Source organism: Kitasatospora sp. NPDC093806, assembly GCF_040683335.1.
Taxonomy (GTDB): domain Bacteria; phylum Actinomycetota; class Actinomycetes; order Streptomycetales; family Streptomycetaceae; genus Kitasatospora.
This window is the reverse complement of record NZ_JBFBDO010000002.1, coordinates 1-17169: the sequence shown is the minus strand read 5'-3', so window position 1 is coordinate 17169 and position 17169 is coordinate 1. Positions and strand designations below refer to the sequence as shown.

Sequence of the window (17169 nt, the reverse complement as noted above, 5' to 3'; positions counted from 1 at the left end):
GTACCGGGGAGCCGGCGCGGCGGGCGGGCCGCCGCGCCGGGAGGACCGCTACATGCGGAACACGCCGAACGGGCCGGGGTCCGGCAGCGGGGCGTTGGCGCAGGCCGTGAGGGCCAGACCGAGGACGGTCCGGGTCTCCAGCGGGTCGATCACCCCGTCGTCCCAGAGCCGGGCGGTGGCGTAGTAGGCGTTGCCCTGACGCTCGTACTGCTCGCGGACGGGGCGCTTGAACTCCTCCTCCGCCTCGGCGGGCCACTGCTCGCCGCGCGCCTCCAGCTGGTCGCGGCGGACGGTGGACAGGACCGACGCGGCCTGCTCGCCGCCCATCACGGAGATCTTGGCGCCCGGCCACATCCACAGGAAGCGGGGTGAGTAGGCCCGGCCGCACATCGAGTAGTTGCCGGCTCCGTACGAGCCGCCGATCACCACCGTCAGCTTCGGGACGCGGGTGCAGGCGACGGCGTTGACCATCTTGGCGCCGTGCTTGGCGATGCCGCCTGCCTCGTACTGCCGGCCGACCATGAAGCCGGTGATGTTCTGGAGGAAGAGGAGGGGGATGCCCCGCTGGTCGCACAGCTCGATGAAGTGGGCGCCCTTGAGGGCGGACTCGGCGAACAGCACGCCGTTGTTGGCGACGATGCCGACGGGGTGGCCGTGGATCCGGGCGAAGCCGGTCACCAGGGTCGCGCCGTACTCGGCCTTGAACTCGGCGAACCGGCTGTCGTCGACCAGGCGGGCGATCACCTCGCGCACGTCGTAGGGCGTGCGCGGGTCGACCGGGACGGCCCCGTACAGGCCGGCCGGGTCGACGGCCGGCGGCTCGGCCGGGGCGAGCGGCCACGGCCGGGCGGCGCGCGGGCCCAGCCCGGCGACGATGGTGCGGACGATCGACAGGGCGTGGGCGTCGTCCTCGGCCAGGTGGTCGGTGACGCCGGAGGTCCGGGAGTGCAGGTCGCCGCCGCCCAGCTCCTCGGCGGTCACCACCTCGCCGGTCGCCGCCTTCACCAGCGGCGGCCCGCCGAGGAAGATGGTGCCCTGGTTGCGGACGATGACGGCCTGGTCGCTCATCGCCGGGACGTACGCGCCGCCGGCCGTGCAGGAGCCGAGCACGGCGGCGATCTGCGGGATGCCCGCGGCCGAGAGGCGCGCCTGGTTGTAGAAGATCCGGCCGAAGTGCTCGCGGTCCGGGAAGACCTCGTCCTGCATCGGCAGGAAGGCGCCGCCGGAGTCGACCAGGTAGACGCAGGGGAGCCGGTTCTCCAGCGCGACCTCCTGGGCGCGCAGGTGCTTCTTGACCGTCATCGGGTAGTAGGTGCCGCCCTTGACGGTGGCGTCGTTGGCGACCACGACGACCTCGCGTCCGGCGACCCGGCCGATGCCCGCGATCACCCCGGCGGCCGGTGCGGCGCCGTCGTACATCCCGTCGGCGGCCAGCGGGGCCAGTTCGAGGAAGGGGGAGGCGGGGTCGAGCAGGGTGTCCACCCGGTCGCGGGGGAGCAGCTTGCCGCGCGAGGTGTGCCGGTCGCGGGCCTTGGCGCCGCCGCCGAGCGCCGCCTCGTCGAGCTTCTCGCGGAGTTCGGCGACCAGTGCCCGGTGGGCGGCGGTGTTCGCCCGGTAGGACTCCGAACCGGGGTCGGCGGCGGTCCCGAGCCGGGGGGCCGGTGCGGCGGCGCCCGGCGCGACGGAGCCGGCGGCCGCGCCGGGGACCGGGGTGCCGGCCGTCGCGCTGCCGTTGATGCCGGTGGGTACGCCGGCGGTGGAGATGACCATCCCAAGAGCTCCCTTGCCCTCGGCGGCAGGTGGGCCGGCAGGGCGGGTGAGCCCGCGACCCCCACACGTTAATGAACGTTAACTTCCGTCGCCCAGGTTAACCACCGATAACCTCACTGTCTACGATGGACCGCATGCCGAACGTCCCACCCGCCTCCGGGCTCCCGCGCCGCGACCAGATCCGCAAGGAGGCCGCCCGGCTGTTCGCGGCCCGGGGCTTCCTGGGCGTCGGGGTGGACGAGATCGGCAAGGCCGTCGGAATCAGCGGTCCCGGCCTCTACCGGCACTTCGCCGGCAAGGACGCGATGCTCGCCGACCTCCTGGTCGGCATCAGCGAGCGGCTCCTGGAGGAGGGGCGCCGCCGGGCCGGCGGCAGTGACGGTCCGGCCGCCGCGCTGGACGCGCTGATCGGCGGCCACGTCGACTTCGCGCTCGACGACCGCGACCTGATCACCCTGCACGACCGGGAGCTGCTCAACCTCCGGGACGAGGACCGCCGGACCGTCCGCCGGCTCCAGCGCGGCTACGTCGAGCTCTGGGTGGACGTGGTCCGCCAGGCCTACCCGCCGCTCGCCGCCCCGGCCGCCGAGCCGGTCGCCCGGGCGGCGGTGCACGCCGTCTTCGGGCTGATCAACTCGACCCCGCACAGCCACGGCCCCAACCCCGCGCAGGGGGACGAGCGGGCCGGGCTCCAGCGCGACGCGATGGCCGCGCTGCTGCACACCCTCGCGCACGGCGCCTTCTCGGCGGCCGCCGACGCGGTCGCGGCCGACGCCGTCGCCTCCGGCGCGGCCGCCGGCACCGGCTCGCCGGCCTGACCCCCACCGCCTCGCTCGCGCCGCCCGGCCGGGCGGGCGGGCGTCGTCGGCGTGCTCGGGGGACGCCCCTCGGCCCGTCGGCCTAGGACCAAGGGAGGTCGGCTCCCTGGGCCGGTGGGAGGTGGGCGGTTCCGGGTGGCGTCGGCGACCCTGGAAGCGGGACGCGCCGGACCGGTCCGATCGGGAATCCTCGCAGGTTGCGAGCTGTTGGCTCCTCCGTCGGGCCGGGACCTCCGGCTCGCCCTGGCCTGAAACTCCATGGCGGCCACCCGACGGAATGGTTAGCATCCCTAAATATGCCTGAGACTCACGGATCTACGGTGGAGCTTTCCCCGGGCGAGCCCCGGGACGGGCGCGCTCGGCCGCATCGGAACCCGAAGCCGGGCCCGAACCCGGACCCGGCCCAGGACGCGGCCCAGGACACGAATCCGAACCCGGACCCGACCCCGGGAACGACGACCACCGACCGCACCGGTCACACCGACCGCACTGGTCACACCGGCCACGCCGATCACGCCGATGGCGCGGGCTGGCTCCGGCGGCTGCTCGGCTACTGCTGGCGGTCGCGCCGCAGCGTGCTGCTCGCCTTCGGCGCCTCGCTCCTCGGCATGGCCGTCACCGCGCTCGTGCCGCTGGTCACCAAGCTGATCATCGACGACGTCATCACCGCCCACACCCGCTCGCTCGGCCCGTGGGCGGCCGTCCTGCTGCTGGCCGCCGCCGTGGTGTTCGGTTGCACCCAGGTCCGCCGCTATTACGGCGGACAGCTGGCCGTCGACGTCCAGCACGAGATGCGCAGCGACCTGTTCCGCTCGCTCGGCAGGCTCGACGGCCACCGCCAGGACCGGCTGGACACCGGCCAGGTGGTCGGCCGCGCCACCTCCGACCTCCAGCTGGTCAACGGGCTGCTGTCGATGCTGCCGATGATGACCGGCTACCTGCTGATGTTCGTCATGTCGCTCGGCGTGATGCTCTGGCTGTCGCCGCCGCTGACCCTGGTCGCCCTGGTGATGGCCCCGGCCCTGTGGTGGGTCTCGGTGCTCAGCCGCAAGCGGCTCTTCCCGTCGACCTGGGCCGCCCAGCAGGAGGCCGGGGCCGTCGCCGGCGTGGTCGACGAGGCGATCGGCGGCGTGCGGGTGGTCAAGGGCTTCGGCCAGGAGGCCCAGGAACTCGACAAGCTGGAGGCGGCCTCGCGCCACCTCTTCGCGGCCCGGCTGCGCTCGATCCGCTTCAACAGCCGCTACAACCCCGCCATGCAGGCGATCCCGGCGCTCGCCCAGGTGGCGGTGCTGGCCTTCGGCGGCTGGCTGGCGGTCGACGGCCGGGTCTCGCTCGGCACCTTCGTCGCCTTCTCCACCTACGTGGCGCAGCTGACCGGCCCGGTCCGGATGCTGACCATGATCATCACGGTCGGCCAGCAGGCCCGGGCCGGAATCGAGCGCGTGCTCCAGTTGGTCGACGAGCGCCCGCTGGTCCAGGAGCGCCCGGACGCGGTCACCCTCGACCTCACCATGGACGCCGAACCCGCCCCCGCAACCGGAGCCCCCGCAACCGGAGCCCCCGCAACCGGAGCCCCCGCGACCGGAGCACCCACGGCCGGAGCACCCACGACCGAGGCCCCGACCCCGGGCCCGCAGGTGGCCGGTCCGCGCAGCACCGAGGCCGCGCTGGAGTTCGACCGGGTCGAGTTCCGCTACGACCCCGAGCACCCGGCACCCGTCCTGCACGGGCTGGACCTCCGGCTCGCCCCCGGCGAGACCCTGGCCCTGGTCGGCGCCTCCGGCTCCGGCAAGTCCACCGTGGCGCAGCTGGTGCCGAGGTTCTACGACCCGGCGGCCGGCGCCGTCCGCCTCTACGGCCACGACCTGCGCGACCTGACCCTCGACTCGGTCCGGGCGGCCGTCGGCATCGTGCCCGAGGAGAGCTTCCTGTTCTCCGAGACGGTCCGCACCAACATCGCGTACGGGCGGCCGGACGCCACCGACGAGCAGGTCGTGGCCGCCGCCCGCGCCGCGCAGGCGGACGAGTTCGTCCGGAACCTGCCCGACGGCTACGAGACCAAGGTCGGCGAACAGGGCCTCACCCTCTCCGGCGGCCAGCGCCAGCGCATCGCCCTCGCCCGGGCGATCCTCACCGACCCCCGCATCCTGCTGCTCGACGACGCCACCTCGGCGGTCGACCCGCAGATCGAGGCCGAGATCCACGACGCGCTCCGCTCGGTCATGGCCGGCCGCACCACGCTGCTGATCGCGCACCGCCGCTCCACCCTCCAGCTCGCCGACCGGATCGCCGTCCTGGACCACGGCCGGCTGCTCGACATCGGCACGCACGAGGAACTCGACGCCCGATGTCCCCGGTACCGGGCCCTGATATCCGACCCCGAGGCCGGCCGCACCCCGACGCCGGCCATAGCCCCGACCCCGGCCGACACCGCCGCAGCACCGCAGGCCCCCGAAGCCCCCGCCGCCTCCGGGACCGGGACCGAGGACGAGACCGCGAGCGGCCCCGGCACCCCCGCGATGCCCACCCCGGCCCTCGCCAAGGCGGCCCGCACCGCCGCCCCCGCCCTGCTCGCCGAGGTCGCCGCACTCCCGCCGGCCACCGACTCCCCGGCGATCCCCCGGGCCGAGGCCGAACGCGGCGACCCCGACTTCACCCTCCGCCGCCTGCTGCGCCCCTTCCGCGCGCCGCTCGCGCTCGCCCTGCTGCTGGTCGCCCTGGACGCGGGCGCCGCCCTGGTCGTGCCGATCCTGATCCGGCACGGCATCGACGACGGCGTCAGCAAGTCCCTGATGTCCGGCGTCGCCGTCGCCTCGCTGGTCGCGCTGGTGGTGGTCCTGCTGGACTGGCTGGTGCAGGGCGCCGAGAACCGGGTCAGCGGCCGCACCGGCGAGCGGGTGCTCTACACCCTCCGGCTCAAGATCTTCGCCCACCTCAACCGGCTCGGCCTCGACTACTACGAGCGCGAGCTGTCCGGCCGGATCATGACCCGGATGACCACCGACCTGGACTCGCTCACCTCGTTCCTGCAGACCGGCGTGGTCACGGCCGTGGTCAGCCTGCTGACCTTCCTCGGCATCTTCGCCGCCCTGCTGGTGATCGACGCCGGGCTCGCCCTGGCGGTCTTCGCCGTGCTGCCGCTGCTCGTGGTGGCGACCCTGGTGTTCCGCCGCAAGTCCAAGGCCCAGTACGAGATCTCCCGGGACCTGATCAGCACGGTCAACGCCGACCTGCAGGAGAACGTGGCCGGCATGCGGATCGTCCAGGCGTTCCGCCGGCAGGAGGCCAACACGGACCGCTTCGTCGCCCGCGGCGTCGCCTACCGGGAGGCCCGGGTCCGGGCGCAGCTCTACATCTCGCTGTACTTCCCGTTCGTGCAGTTCCTGTCCAGCGTGGCCGCCGCCCTGGTGCTGATCGTGGGCGCGTCGCGGGTGGACGCCGGGACGCTCACCGTCGGCGCGCTGGTGGCGTATCTGCTCTACATCGACCTCTTCTTCGCGCCGGTCAACCAGCTCTCCCAGGTGTTCGACGGCTACCAGCAGGCGGCGGTGGGCCTGGGCCGGATCCGCGAGCTGCTGCGGACCCCGACCAGCACGGCCGAGGCCGCCGACCCGGTGCCGGTCCCGGCGGGGCTGCGTGGGGAGATCGAGTTCGACGACGTCAGCTTCGCCTACAACGGCGGCGCGGACGGCGCCCCGGACGTCCTGACCGGCGTCAGCCTGCGGATCCCCGCCGGCCAGACGGTGGCGCTGGTCGGCGAGACGGGGGCCGGCAAGTCGACCCTGGTCAAGCTGGTCGCCCGGTTCTACGACGCGACGGCCGGCACGGTGCGGGTCGACGGCGTCGACCTGACCCGCTACGACCTGGCGCAGTACCGGCACCGGCTCGGCGTGGTGCCGCAGGAGGCCTACCTGTTCGCCGGGACGGTGCGCGAGGCGATCGCGTACGGCCGGCCCGGCGCCTCGGCGGCCGAGGTCGAGGCGGCGGCCCGCGCGGTCGGGGCGCACGACATGATCCGGGGGCTGTCGGGCGGCTACGACCACGAGGTCAGCGGCCGCGGGCGAAACCTTTCGGCGGGGCAGCGCCAGCTGATCGCGCTGGCCCGGGCCGAACTGGTCGACCCGGACGTCCTGCTGCTGGACGAGGCCACGGCGGCGCTCGACCTGGCCACCGAGGCGGCGGTCAACCACGCCGCGGACCGGCTCAGCGGCGGCCGCACCACGCTGGTCATCGCGCACCGGCTGACCACCGCCGAGCGCGCCGACCGGGTCGTCGTGCTGGACCACGGCCGGGTGGTCGAGGACGGCACGCACGCCGAGCTGCTCGCCCTGGGCGGGGTGTACACCCGGCTCTGGGAGGCGTTCGTCGCCGACGCGCACACCGGGCACGGCCGGGGCACCGCCCCGGTGCCCGACGCGATCATCGGATAGCCGGATAGCCGGATAGCCGGATAGCCGCTTGGCCGGAGGAACGGGCTGACGAGCGGGGCGGCGGGCACCTTCACGGGCCCGCCGCCCCGCTCACGCCGCTCGTCCCGCTCGCCCCCCGCTCACGCCGCGAGCAGCGACACCAGCAGCGCGGAGGCGTCGATCCCCCGGGGCAGCTCGCTCACCTGCCCGTCCCCGACCTCGACCACCCGCCAGCCCGAGCCGTCGGCCCGTTCGGCGAGGTCGGTGGTGACGAACCGGCAGCCGAGCGCCCGCACCAGGGGCCGGACCACGGACAGGTCGGGCACGGCCGGCGAGCCGGGCATGTCCGGGTGCGGTCCGACCAGCACCGGCTCGCCGTCCAGCCACCACACCCGGGCCTCCACCGCCCGCCGCGGACCGTCGCCGTCTCCGCCCGAGGTGCCGTCACCCGCGTCCCACGCCACCCGGGCGAACTCCTCGTACCGCCGCAGCACCACCCCGCCGGCCAGGTACTCGCCCTGCAGTTCCACGAACCGGGCGACCACCCGCGCGACGTTCGGCAGGTCCGCCAACTCCGGGATGTAGCAGGCCTCGTCCCACTCGTGCTTGCGGGACTTCACGTAGTCCTTGACGATCGCCGGCCCCTGCCCGCCGAGCCGGGCGACGGCCGCCGCCAGTCGCTCCGCACCGGGCGGCTCCTGCCCCGCCCCGCGACCGTCGTCCGCGGCCCCTGCCGCGACCCCGTCCCCGCCCAGCGGCAGCCAGACGCTGGGCGGCGTGGCCCCCTCGAACACGCCGTACCAGCCCGGCAGTTCATGCGCCGACGCGTACCCGGGCGGGCTGGTCAGCAGTTGCCCGCCGCGCTCCGCGAGGGCGGCGGCGAAGCCGGCGTAGCGGGCCGAGGGGAGCATCCACCCCCGGTACCAGAACGCCCCCAGCCCCGCCGGCACCCGGTCGACCGCCGCCCGGGCGTCACCGGCGAGCAGCGCGTCGTGGTCGACGAAGTGGTGCTCGCCGCCCAGGTCCCGCAGCAGCCGGGCCTCCCGGACGAACTGCGGGTCGACCCGGCGCGGGTCCAGCGGGTGGGAGGGGAGGAGGAACGCGGGTGCGGGCATGGGCGTCAGGGTACGGCCACGGACTGTTCGTCGGACGGTCAAAACCCCGTCGCGGCGCGCCAGATGACCCGGTCGGGACACCGTCGCCCGTCACCCGTCGGCCCGGGAGCTCCGCCGCCGCGGCCCGCCGGTCGCCCGGCGCCGGGGAATCCGCTCGACGTCCGGAGCCGCCCGCTGCGAGAGTGATCCGATGCGAAACCTGTGGCGAAACGCGCGACGGACCCCACGACGGGCGGCCCGGACGGTCGTCCTGGACGAGCAGGGCTCGGTCTTCCTGCTGCGCTCGGACAACAGCGAGGTCGGCGTGCACTGGACGATGCCCGGCGGCGGCATCGAACCGGGGGAGACCCCCCGGACCGGGGCCCGCCGCGAACTCTGGGAGGAGACCGGCTGGACCGACCTCGAACCCGGTCCGCTGCTCTGCACCTGGGAGCACGACTTCACCTGGCACGGCACGCCGGTCCGCCAGCACGAGCACATCTACCTGACCAGCGGCCCGCACCGCGGCCCGGTCGGCGACGTCAGCGCGATGCACGCCGCCGACCGGATCCTCGACTGGCGCTGGTGGACCCCGGCGGACCTCGCCGACGAGAACGCGGACGCGCTCTGGCCGCCCCGGCTGCCCGAACTGCTGGCGGCGGTCCGGGACGGCTGGCTCGCCGACCGGCGCGAACCCGAGCCGGTCGACCTCGGCTTCATCCCGAACGCCCGGCCCGTCAGGCCCTGAGCGACCGGTCGGCCATCCGCCGAGCGTCTGGTCGGCCACCCCTTGGGCGACCGGACCGGACACCGGACGCGTCCGGCCGGTCGCCCGGGGACCGGCCTCAGCCCGCCCGGCGTCCGCCGCGCCGACCCGGCCGCCCGGCCGGTCCGGCCTGCCAGTCCCGCAGCTCCAGCTCGCGGTCGTGCAGGGCGTCGGGGTTGATCACCACGGAGAGCTGCGCCTCGGCCAGCCCCTCGAACGCGAGGCCGGTGGCGCTCAGCAGCTGCTCGGTCGGCACCGAGACGGCGATCGCGGGACGCCAGGCGGGCAGCACCACCAGGCAGGTCCCGCGGCCCGGCCGGATCAGCTCGGCCGCGGTCCGGACGGCGGGCCGCTCCGCGAGGTGCGGGGCGGGCTCCGGCGGGGTCGGGCTGCCGCTGATCAGGATGCCCAGCGGCGGCGCGGCGCCGGCCGGGTCGTCGACGGCGTTCGGACCGGTGCTCGGGCCGGTGTGCGGAACGGCGGCGGGGTCCGTCCCCGGCGTCGGCTGGGCCCGGACGGTCTTCGACCGCCCGCCCGCTGGGGCCGCCTGCGGGTGCATCCGGCGCAGCCGCCGCGACGGCGCGGGCCGCCGGGCGAGGACGGTGCGCGGCTCCTCCTGGCTCGCCCGCAGCACCGGAACGGTCCGGTCCTCGGGGACCAGCGGCTGCTGGAGCCGGACGAACCCCTCGCCGCCGACCCGCCCGTCGGCCCGACCACCGGCCGAGCCGTCGGCCTGACGGGCGGCCTGACCGTCACTCTCGCCACTACCGCGGCCACCACCCCGGCCGCCGCCCTGGACAACGCCCTGGACAATGCCCTGGACGACGCCCGCCCCGGGCCCGTCGTCGGCGTCACCACTGCGCGGCCGCGGCACGGAGCCACCGCGGAGGGCACCGCCCACCGGGCCGCCCACGCCGTCCGCGCCACCCGCCGCACCGATGGTCCCGCCGGTGAGCCCCTCGGCTCCCGCCGCCGCGATCGAACAGCGGCTCGCACCGGGACCGACGACGGCGGAGTCCGGACCGGCGGAGCCGACCGAGGTGGAAGAGCCCGCAGCGGCCGCTGCCGAGGTCAGGCCCCGGACCCCGGCCGGACGCGCGGGCGCACCGGTCGGAGGCCGGTCGGTGACGGTCGGGGTCCGGTCGGTGACGGTCTGATCGAGCGTGGTCATTGGCACGGGCCCTTCGGGGTGCGGTCCCGCCGATCCTGCCGCACCCGGAGATCTGCTCCAAGCGCCTTTTCGCCCGCCGTACCCGATGACACCGTTCCGTCTCCCCCGTCCTGCCGACCCCACTGGTCCCACCCGTCCTACGCTCCTGACGTCCCCTCGGTTCCACTCGCCGGCCGGACGTCGGTCACACTTCGGCCACCCCACCCGGGCCGGCCGCCCCCGCGCCCGGGTCAGGCGCCGGGCGCGACGAAGCCCTTGAGGTCGGCCAGGACGACGTTGGCCGCGGCCACGCCGAGCCCGAGGAACCAGGTCTCGTCCGCGACCGGCCGGGCCTGCCCGGACTTGACCGCGCCGAGCGTCTTCCAGAGCGCCCCGCCGAGCACCGTGTCCTGGTTGGTGGAGCTGGGCGAGCCGTAGACGCCGTAGAAGACCCAGTCGGCGTCGGCCTTGTCGATCTGCTCGGGGCTGATCTCCACCGCGAGCTCCTTGACCTGCTCGATCTTGGGCTGCGGCAGCTGCGCGTCGGCGAGGATGGTGCCGATGAAGGAGAGCTCCGCGTAGAGCCGGGTCTTGCCGGGCATGAAGCGCAGCGGCGTGATGGTGGGCCGCTTGTCGCCGAGCCCGGCGCCGATCGCCGCGGCGGCGGCCTGGTAGGCGTCCAGCTGGGCCTTGGCCTCCGCCTCCAGGCCGAACGGGCTCGCGTTGAGCAGGAAGTTCTGCTTCCACGGGTAGCCGGGGCGGAGCGAGAAGACGGTCGGGGCGATCTTCGCGAGCTGCTCGTACTGGTCCTGGGCGCGCAGCTGGCTGCCGAGGATCAGGTCGGGCTTGAGCGCGGCGATGGCCTCCAGGTTGAGGCTGTTGATGGTGCCGACGTTCGCGGGGTTGCCGGCCTTGTCCTTGAGGTAGGACGGCATGGTCTTGGAGCCGTCGGTGTGGACCACGCCGACCGGCTGGATTCCGAGCGAGACGACGTTGTCGAGCTCGCCGGTGTCGAGGACCACGACCCGGGTCGGCCGGGCGGGGATGACGGTCTCGCCCATCGCGTGCCGGACGGTCCGCGGGTAGACGCCGGGGGCGGCGTCGGTGCCGAACCCCTTCATCTTCTCGATCACGGTGGCGTAGTCGTCGCCGCCCTGCTTGACCGACTTCTGGTTCGGCGAGGAGCCGCCGGAGGGCTGCGCCGCACCGCTCGCCGCGCTGCCCCCGGAGCCGTCCGCGCCGCCCGAGCCGCCGCAGGCGGTGAGCAGTCCGCCGAGGCCGAGGACGGCTCCGCCGGTGAGCGCCGAGGTGAGCAGCGTCCGGCGGGTGGGGCGGTGGACGGTCTGGCGGCCGGAGGTGGGGGACACGCGGCGCTCCTTCGCAAACAGCTTGGATGGGCGGGTTAGGTGAGGCAAACCTATCCCATCTCAAACCGTGACATAAGGAGCAAATCAATTGGGTAACGACCCTTGGAAATCAAGGTACACGCCTTAACGGCCCATGCATCATCGACCAACAGCCCACCCCACCCAGGTGAATCAAAGGGAGTGGTTCAGATCACCAAGGGTTGGCCTACTCAACCTTCGGTATGCCACCTAGGGTGCGCTGGTGTTTGATCAGCAGCTCTCAGAGCACGGAAGCAGCGGCCGGGCAACGGCGCCCGCCGCTCCGCAGGGTGCCCCGGTCAGTGGTGCCAGTGGTGGAGCCCCCGACCCGGGGGTGGCGGGGGCGACGGGGGCAGCGGGGGACAAGGGCCTACGGGGCAACTCCGTCGGCCTGCTGGGCAGCGTGGTCCTGGGCGTCTCCACGGTCGCCCCGGTCTACTGCCTGACCGCGACACTCGGCCCGACCGCCACCGCCGTCGGCGTCCAGATGCCCGCGGTCTTCCTGGCCGGCTTCCTGCCGATGCTGCTCGTCGCGTTCGCCTACAAGGAGCTGAACAAGGACTTCCCGGACTGCGGGACCTCCTTCACCTGGACGGTGAAGGCCTTCGGCCCCCGGATCGGCTGGATGGCGGGCTGGGGCCTCACGGTCGCCACCATCATCGTGCTCTCCAACCTCGCCGGGGTGGCCACCGACTTCCTCTACCTGATGCTGGGCGAGATGACCGGCAGCAGCGCCGTCGCCGCGCTCGACGACAACCAGGCCGTCCACCTGACCACCGTCGTCCTGCTGATCGCCGCCGCCACCGCGATGAGCTACCGCGGGATGACGGCCACCAAGTGGTTCCAGTACAGCCTGGTCGGCCTCCAACTCGCCGTCCTGCTGCTCTTCTCCGCGATCGCGATCGGCAAGGCGGCCGCCGGCGACCTGCCCGATTCGATCGGGTTCTCCGCCTCCTGGCTCAACCCGCTCGAGGTCAGCTCGTTCAGCGCCTTCACCGCCGGCCTCTCGCTCTCGATCTTCATGTACTGGGGCTGGGACACCTGCCTCACCATGAACGAGGAGACCGACGGCAGCGCCAAGACCCCCGGCCGGGCCGCGATGATCTCGATGGTCACCCTGGTCGGCTCCTACCTGCTGGTCGCCGTCGCCGCCCAGATGTTCGCCGGCGTCGGCAGCACCGGCAACGGCCTCGGCAACCCGGACACCGCCGACAACGTCTTCGCCACCCTGGCCCGCCCGGTGCTCGGCTCGCCGTGGAGCATCCTGCTCTTCCTGGCCGTCGTCGCCAGCGCCGCCGCCAGCCTGCAGACCACCTTCATCCCGGTCGCCCGCACCCTGCTCGCGATGAGCGCCTACCGGGCCGTGCCGCCGCGCTTCGGCACCGTCCACCCGCGCTACCGCACCCCCGGCTACGCCACCGCCGCCGCCGGCATCGCCACCGCCGCCTTCTACGTCGGCATGAGCCTGATCAGCGAGAACGTCGTCGAGGACACCATCCTGGCGCTCGGTCTGATGATCTGCTTCTACTACGCGCTGACCGCCTTCGCCTGCGTCTGGTACTTCCGCCACGCGCTCCGCACCAGCCTGCGCGACCTGGCGCTCAAGGGCCTCGCCCCGCTGCTCGGCGGCGTGCTGCTCAGCGGCGTCTTCGTGCAGACCCTCACCGACGCCTGGGACCCGGAGTACGGCAGCGGCGCCGTCCTCGGCATCGGCTCGGTGTTCGTCATCGGCGTCGGCATCCTGCTGCTCGGCGCGGTGCTGATGTTCTGCTACGGCGCCTTCCGCCCCGAGTTCTTCCGCGGCGAGACGCTCCGCAAGGACACCCCCGCCCTCGTCGTCGAGGACTGAGGAAACCCCCGCCCGGAAAACCCCCGCCCGCCCCGGGCGGGCCGGGCTATTCTCGAACCCATGAAGCGCTTCGCAGGTCTCAGCTGGTGGCCGTCCTAGGACGGCCACCAGCCACGCCTGACCAGGGCCGTCCGGGATGGACGGCCCTGCTGCGTTTCTCCGACGGGACGGGCCCCGAGCCCCGGACGGCCGCCACCACCGCCGTACCGAGGAGAAACCCCGTGACCAACACCGCCGCCACCGCCGGCCTCGACAGCGACCTCGCCCCCGACGACCTCGACCTCGACGAGGGCGTCCGCGCCGACCCGGCCGCCCACCGCATGCTCACCGGCGACCGCCCCACCGGCCCGCTCCACCTCGGCCACTACTTCGGCAGCCTCCGCAACCGCGTCCACCTCCAGCGCCTCGGCGTCGAGATGTTCGTCGTCATCGCCGACTACCAGGTCATCACCGACCGGGACATCGCCGACCGCCTGGCCGAGCACACCGAGAACCTCGTCCTCGACTACCTCGCCACCGGCCTCGACCCCGACCGCGCCACGATCTTCACCCACAGCTCCGTCCCTGCCCTCAACCAGCTGCTGCTGCCCTTCCTCAGCCTGGTCAGCGTCGCCGAGCTGAGCCGCAACCCCACCGTCAAGGACGAGATCGCCCACTCCAGCCAGGCCGCCGTCAACGGACTGATGTTCACCTACCCCGTCCACCAGGCCGCCGACATCCTCTTCTGCAAGGCCGACCTCGTCCCCGTCGGCAAGGACCAGCTGCCCCACCTCGAAGTCGCCCGCACCATCGCCCGCCGCTTCAACGAGCGCTACCCGCACGCCGACGGCAGCACCGTCTTCCCCCACCCCCGGGCCCTGCTCTCCGCCGCGCCACTGCTCCTCGGCACCGACGGCGGCAAGATGAGCAAGAGCCGCGGCAACTCCGTCCCGATCTCCGCCGACCCGGACACCACCGCCCGCCTGATCAAGGGCGCCAGGACCGACACCGACCGCCGCATCGGCTACGACCCGGCCGGCCGGCCCGAGGTCTCCAACCTCGTCCTGCTCGCCGCCCTCTGCCAGGACCGCACCCCCGAGGAGGTCGCCGAGGAGATCGGCGACGGCGGAGCCGCCGCACTCAAGCGCACCGTCACCGAGGCGGTCAACGAGCACCTCCGCCCGATCCGCGCCCGCCGCGCCGAACTCGCCGCCGACCGGGGCCACCTCCACCGGGTCCTGCGCGCCGGCGCCGAACGCGCCAACGCCGTCGCCGACGCCACCCTCACCGAAGTGCGCTCCGTCATGGGATCGCTGTGAACGCGTCACGGGCATAACCTCTCGGGGCCGGTCCACCACCGGCCCCGAGACCCCCCCTCCCCGGAAGGACGCCGGCCATGGCCCAGAACCCGACCACGCACGGCCGAGGACTGACCCGCCCGCCGCACCTCCGCCCCGGGGACCACGTCGTCGTGGTCGCCACCAGCGGACCCATCGACCCGCAGCGGCTCACCGCCGGAGCGGACGTCCTGCGCTCCTGGGGACTGCGCGTCACCCTCGCCCCGCACGTCCTCGACACCCACCCCGTCCTCGGCCACCTCGCCGGCACCGACGCCGACCGCGCCGCCGACCTCCAGGATGCCTGGCTCGACCCCACCGTCCACGCCGTCATCTGCGCCCGCGGCGGCTACGGCGTCCACCGCATGGTCGACCTGCTCGACTGGGACGCCATGCGCGCCGTCCCGCCCAAGGTGCTGATCGGCTTCAGCGACGTCTCCTCCCTCCAGGAGGCCTTCGCCCAGCGCCTCGGCCTCGCCACCCTCTACGGGCCGATGAGCGCGACCGCCACCTTCATCGAGGACGCCCGCACCGCCGAACACCTGCGCCGCACCCTCTTCGACCCCGCCGCCACGACCGTCCTCACCTCGCCCACCGCGGCCACCCTCGTCCCCGGCCGGGCCCACGGCGTCACCGCCGGCGGCTGCACCCACGTCCTCGCCGCCGAACGCGGCACCCCCGCCGCCCGGCCCTCCTACGCCGGCGGCATCCTCGTCCTGGAGGACGTCAACGAGCAGCCCTACCAGCTCGACCGGATCCTCACCCAGCTCCTGCGCTCCGGCACTTTCGACGGCGTCACCGGCATCGCCCTCGGCTCCTGGGCGAGCTGCGGCCCCCTCGACCGGGTCAAGGACGTCATGCTCGACCGCCTCGGCCCGCTCGGCATACCGATCATCTGGGAACTGGGCTTCGGCCACGGCCCGTCGAGCCTGACCGTCCCGCTCGGCGTCCCCGCCCTGCTCGACGCCGACGCCGCCACCCTCACCCTGGAACTGCCCGCCCTCGCCGACCGCCCCGAACCCGCCGTCCCGGCCGCCGCCTAGCGCGACCCGCCGACGGGCGCTGAGTAGGGTGCGGCCATGAACGCGGACCGCCCCACCCGGGACCACCCCACCGACGAGCGGAACGACGAGCGGGAGGACGACGGCGACGCCCTCGTCACCCTTACTCTCGGCCTGCTGAGCGGCCCGGGCAGCAACGCCCGCACCATCCTCGGACTTGCCGGCCCGCCCGGCGCCGGCAAGTCCACCCTGGCCCGCCACCTGGTCGCCGAGGTCGAACGCCGGGAGGGCCCCGGCAGCGCCGCCTACCTCCCGCTCGACGGCTTCCACCTCTCCGCCGCCCAGCTCGACCGCCTCGGCCTCGGCCACCGCAAGGGCGCACCCGCCACCTTCGACGCGCACGGCTACGTCGCCCTGCTGCGCCGGGTCGCGACCGAGCGCTTCCACGACATCTACGTCCCCGACTTCGACCGCGACCTCGACGAACCGGTGGCGGCCCGCCACGTCGTCCACCCCCGCACCCGCCTCGTCATCACCGAGGGCAACTACCTCGCCGCCCCGGACCACCCCTGGTCGGAGGCTCGCCGCCTGCTCCGCGAGCTCTGGTACGTGGACGCCGACGACACCCTCCGCGAGACCCGCCTGCTCGACCGCCACCGCGCCGCCGGCCGCGACGAGGCCACCGCCCGCCACTGGGTCACCGGCAACGACCACCCCAACGGCGAGTACGTGAAGGCCGGCCGCGGCCTCTGCACACGCATCGTCCGACCCGGGCGTTTGCCTTCACCTCCGAATGGGCGTAGTGTTCTCTAGTCGCTCGGCTGGGAGCACCGGACACGCATCTGCGCGGACGGTCCCGGGGCGGCCAATCCTCTTCTTGGAAACACCATCTCCGCCCCGGACCGGGGTCTATTTGGTATTCCCAATTTCAGGAATTGCGGCCGGATTCGCTTTTCGGAGCGGGGTTCGGCTAGAGTTTGGAACGTCGGACGGGGCGTCAAGCCGCAGAAGACACCAGCGAGTTGGATGAAGGAAGCGCCGGGAACGGCACGGAAAACATCTGATAAGCTGGGAACACGAAAGAACGAAGCGCCCGGAGGGCCGGTGTGAAAGCCGCCTGAAGGAAGCGTCCGTTCCTTGAGAACTCAACAGCGTGCCAAAAGTCAACGCCAGATATGTTGACATCCCCGGCCTCGGACTTGTTTCGGGGTTGGAGATTCCTTTTGAAATAAACACTAGCGAGGACGCAGTGCGCGGGACCGCCCTATTCCGGTGGTTGCCGTGCCGCTCAACGCGGGTGTGGACCGGATTACCGGTTGACATTCACGGAGAGTTTGATCCTGGCTCAGGACGAACGCTGGCGGCGTGCTTAACACATGCAAGTCGAACGGTGAAGCCCTTCGGGGTGGATCAGTGGCGAACGGGTGAGTAACACGTGGGCAATCTGCCCTGCACTCTGGGACAAGCCCTGGAAACGGGGTCTAATACCGGATATGACCTGGGACCGCATGGTCCTGGGTGTAAAGCTCCGGCGGTGCAGGATGAGCCCGCGGCCTATCAGCTTGTTGGTGGGGTAATGGCCTACCAAGGCGACGACGGGTAGCCGGCCTG

General features: G+C 73.4%; 11 protein-coding genes and 1 rRNA gene. 8 read left to right on the top strand and 4 right to left on the bottom strand.

Annotated elements, in window-relative coordinates; genetic code table 11:
- Positions 1–48 precede the first annotated feature (48 nt).
- On the bottom strand, positions 49–1770 hold the full coding sequence (locus AB0N76_RS02370) for a carboxyl transferase domain-containing protein (RefSeq protein ID WP_363552266.1): 1722 nt from the start codon (positions 1768–1770) through the stop codon (positions 49–51).
- A gap of 134 nt (positions 1771–1904) precedes the next feature.
- Here AB0N76_RS02370 and AB0N76_RS02365 point away from each other — a divergent pair, with 134 nt between their 5' ends.
- Positions 1905–2588, top strand: a complete 684-nt coding sequence (locus AB0N76_RS02365; RefSeq protein WP_363552264.1) for a TetR/AcrR family transcriptional regulator — start codon at positions 1905–1907, stop codon at positions 2586–2588.
- 542 nt (positions 2589–3130) lie between these two features.
- Positions 3131–7018: an ABC transporter transmembrane domain-containing protein gene (locus tag AB0N76_RS02360; RefSeq protein WP_363552645.1), complete on the top strand. Its 3888-nt coding sequence runs from the start codon at positions 3131–3133 to the stop codon at positions 7016–7018.
- Between the two features lie 119 nt (positions 7019–7137).
- Here AB0N76_RS02360 and AB0N76_RS02355 read toward each other — a convergent pair whose 3' ends face one another.
- The gene (locus tag AB0N76_RS02355) at positions 7138–8112 is read right to left on the bottom strand and encodes an ATP-grasp domain-containing protein (RefSeq protein ID WP_363552262.1); all 975 of its coding nucleotides are present in this window, start codon (positions 8110–8112) and stop codon (positions 7138–7140) included.
- A gap of 190 nt (positions 8113–8302) precedes the next feature.
- On the opposite strand from AB0N76_RS02355, the gene AB0N76_RS02350 reads away from it, so the two are divergent.
- Positions 8303–8839: an NUDIX domain-containing protein gene (locus AB0N76_RS02350; RefSeq protein ID WP_363552260.1), complete on the top strand. Its 537-nt coding sequence runs from the start codon at positions 8303–8305 to the stop codon at positions 8837–8839.
- A 97-nt stretch (positions 8840–8936) separates the two neighbouring features.
- Here the strand turns inward: AB0N76_RS02350 and AB0N76_RS02345 are convergent, their stop codons facing one another.
- Both AB0N76_RS02345 and AB0N76_RS02340 read right to left on the bottom strand, forming a co-directional pair.
- A complete protein-coding gene (locus tag AB0N76_RS02345; protein ID WP_363552258.1) occupies positions 8937–10028 on the bottom strand; it encodes a hypothetical protein in 1092 nt (363 codons plus the stop codon).
- A gap of 230 nt (positions 10029–10258) precedes the next feature.
- Positions 10259–11374 (bottom strand): iron-siderophore ABC transporter substrate-binding protein, encoded by a 1116-nt coding sequence (locus tag AB0N76_RS02340; protein WP_363552256.1) that lies wholly within the window; start codon positions 11372–11374, stop codon positions 10259–10261.
- Between the two features lie 352 nt (positions 11375–11726).
- On the opposite strand from AB0N76_RS02340, the gene AB0N76_RS02335 reads away from it, so the two are divergent.
- From AB0N76_RS02335 to AB0N76_RS02315, 5 genes are all read left to right on the top strand, one after another.
- Positions 11727–13241 (top strand): APC family permease, encoded by a 1515-nt coding sequence (locus tag AB0N76_RS02335; RefSeq protein WP_363552254.1) that lies wholly within the window; start codon positions 11727–11729, stop codon positions 13239–13241.
- Positions 13242–13462: 221 nt separating this feature from the next.
- The gene (gene trpS, locus AB0N76_RS02330; RefSeq protein WP_363552252.1) at positions 13463–14539 is read left to right on the top strand and encodes a tryptophan--tRNA ligase; all 1077 of its coding nucleotides are present in this window, start codon (positions 13463–13465) and stop codon (positions 14537–14539) included.
- A 77-nt stretch (positions 14540–14616) separates the two neighbouring features.
- On the top strand, positions 14617–15600 hold the full coding sequence (locus AB0N76_RS02325; RefSeq protein ID WP_363552250.1) for an LD-carboxypeptidase: 984 nt from the start codon (positions 14617–14619) through the stop codon (positions 15598–15600).
- Positions 15601–15636: 36 nt separating this feature from the next.
- Positions 15637–16371: a nucleoside/nucleotide kinase family protein gene (locus tag AB0N76_RS02320; RefSeq protein ID WP_363552248.1), complete on the top strand. Its 735-nt coding sequence runs from the start codon at positions 15637–15639 to the stop codon at positions 16369–16371.
- Positions 16372–16880: 509 nt separating this feature from the next.
- Positions 16881–17169, top strand: a 16S ribosomal RNA gene (locus AB0N76_RS02315); the annotation flags it as partial.